This window comes from Bifidobacterium sp. POST2/T3 (B1) (assembly GCF_058197115.1).
The window spans coordinates 1-2,944 of record NZ_JBVPQK010000328.1; the positions used below are offsets into that span (position 1 = coordinate 1).

At 62.3% G+C, this 2,944-nt stretch carries 1 protein-coding gene; it reads left to right on the forward strand.

The window, feature by feature from the left end:
• Nucleotides 1-2,712, forward strand: a 2,712-nt coding sequence (gene ileS / locus AC0AP0_RS11150; RefSeq protein WP_490430514.1) for a mupirocin-resistant isoleucine--tRNA ligase, incomplete at its 5' end; no start/stop codon positions are given.
• Nucleotides 2,713-2,944 lie beyond the last annotated feature (232 nt).

Here is a 2,944-nt window from a genome sequence, read left to right on the forward strand (position 1 = left end):
TGGAAGGACCAGACCCCGCTGTCCAACCACGAGCTGCGCATGGATGCCGATGTCTATCAGGACCGGCAGGACACCACTGTTTCCGTGGCCGTCAAGCTCAGGGACGAGGATGCCTATGCGGTCTTCTGGACCACAACCCCTTGGACTGTCCCCACCAACCTGGCCATCGTGGTCGGCGCTGACATCGAGTACTCGGAGGTCAGCCCGGTGTCTGGGCCCTATGCCGGCAAGCGCTTCTACATCGCCACGGCCCGTCTGGGCGACTACGCCAAGCAGCTGGGGGAGGGCTACCAGGTGGTCCGCACCCTCAAGGGGTCCCAGATGGAAGGCTGGCGGTACTGGCCGGTCTTTCCCTACTTCGCCGGAGAGCAAGCCGAATCCGAGGGCGGCACCCCCGGCCCCAATGCCTATACCATTTACACGGCCGACTACGTCGACACTGTGGAGGGCACCGGCCTGGTCCACCAGGCTCCCTATGGCGAGGACGATATGAACACCCTGAACGCCAAGGGCATCCGCAGCGTGGATGTGCTCGATGCTGGGGCCGTCTTCACCGAACAGTGCCCGGACTACCAGGGCCTGCAGGCCTTCGAAGCCAACATGCCCATCGTCCGCAATCTGCGCGCGGGCGACGGCCCCCTGGCACAGATCCCAGCCGAGCATCGGGCCATCCTCTTCCAGGAGAAGAGCTACGTCCACTCCTACCCCCACTGCTGGCGTTGCGGTACCCCGCTGATCTACAAGCCGGTTTCCAGCTGGTTCGTCTCCGTGACCAAGATCAAGGACCGTCTGCTGGAGCTTAACCAGCAGATCAACTGGATCCCCGGAAACGTCAAGGACGGCCAGTTCGGCAAATGGCTGGCCAATGCCCGCGACTGGTCCATCTCCCGCAACAGGTTCTGGGGCTCGCCCATTCCGGTCTGGGTCTCGGACGATCCCAAGTACCCTCGGGTGGATGTCTATGGGTCCCTGGATGAGCTCAAGCAGGACTTCGGCCGTTACCCGACCGATGACAAGGGGCAGATCAACATGCATCGGCCCTGGATCGACCAGCTGACCAGGCCCAACCCCGACGACCCGACCGGCAAGTCCACCATGCACAGAATCACCGATGTGCTGGATTGCTGGTTCGAGTCAGGCTCCATGCCCTTCGCCCAGTTCCACTACCCCTTCGAAAACAAGCAGTATTTCGAAGACAGGGATCCCTGCGATTTTGTGGTGGAGTACATCGGCCAGACCCGCGGTTGGTTCTACACCATGCACATCATGTCCACAGCCCTCTTCGACCGGCCGGCCTTCAAGAACGTAATCTGCCATGGCATCGTCCTGGGCTCCGACGGACAGAAGATGAGCAAGCACCTGCGTAACTATCCGGACGTGAATGAGGTCTTCGACAAGTACGGATCCGATGCCATGCGTTGGTTCCTGATGAGCTCTTCCATCCTGCGCGGCGGCAACCTGGTCGTCACCGCCGATGGTATTCGCGACACGGTCCGTCAGGTCATGCTGCCGGTCTGGAGCTCATACTACTTCTACACGCTCTATGCCAATGCGGCCAACAAGGGCGCCGGCTACCAGGCCCAGGCGCTGACACCGGACCGTGTGGCCGACCTGCCGGAGATGGATCGCTTCCTGCTGGCACGGACCCGTCGGCTGATCCAGTCGGTGCAGAAGGCCTTGGACGACTTCGCCATCTCGGAAGCCTGCGATGCGGTGACTGACTTCATCGATGTGCTGACCAATTGGTACATCCGCAACAACCGCGACCGCTTTTGGAGCGAGGATCACCAGGCTTTCGACACCCTCTACACAGTCCTGGAGGCCTTTGCCCGTGTTCTGGCCCCGCTGGCGCCCATGGAAGCCGAGCAGATCTGGCGAGGGCTGACCGGCGGTGAGTCGGTACATCTGGCCGACTGGCCCTTCTTGGCCGACGAGGCAACAGGGAAGGAGACCCAGCTGGGACAGGTCCTGTGCGACGATCCTGCCCTGGTAGCCGCCATGGAGAAGGTCCGCGAGGTGGTTTCGGCCACACTGGCCCTGCGCAAGGCCGAGCAGATCCGCGTCCGCCAGCCCCTGTCTCGGTTGACCGTGGTGGTTCGTGACCCCGATGCGGCCCGTTCCTATGTGGACGTGCTCAAGTCCGAGCTCAACATCAAGGATGTGGAGTTCTGCACCCTGGACCAGGCCGGCCAGCATGGCCTGCGAATCATCCACGATCTCAAGGTCAATGCCCGTGCGGCCGGACCCCGACTAGGCAAGCAGGTCCAGTTCGTCATCCGGGCCTCAAAGCAGGGCGACTGGTCTGAGCAGGACGGCCATGTGGTCGTCACTACCCCCGACGGACCGGTGGCCTTGGAGCCAGGTGAATACGAACTGGACAATCGGATCGAGCAGGAGGACGACTCCCAGGCCGATCGATCGGCCTCTGCAGCCCTGCCCACCGGTGGCTTCGTCATCCTCGACATCCAGCTGGATAGCGATCTTCTGGCTGAAGGTTATGCCCGGGATCTGATACGCCAGGTTCAGGATGCCCGGAAGACCGCCGGGCTGGACATCGCCGACCGGATTCAGCTGACCCTGACCCTGCCCGGGGAGGATGCCCCCAAGGCCCAGCAGTTCAGTGATTTGATCGCCCAAGAGACCCTGGCCACCAGCCTGATCGTCAACGCCGGCGATCTGGATCAGCCGCAGGTCGATTTGGTCAAGGCCTGATCGTAGCTGTACAAAAGGGCTTCCACCCTGTATCAGATGGAAGCCCTTTTCCGTTCGACCTGCCTGGCTGGGTGTCCGCTTGTGGCACACTTGGCCGTGCAGCGGGCAGTGAAGTTTGCAGATCAGCCCTTGACCTTGTCGCTGACCTGGTCCAAGGTCTGCATATCCTCGTCGCTCAGTTCCAGATGGGCAGCGGCCAGGAGGGCCGGCAGCTGCTCAGGGGTGCGCGCAG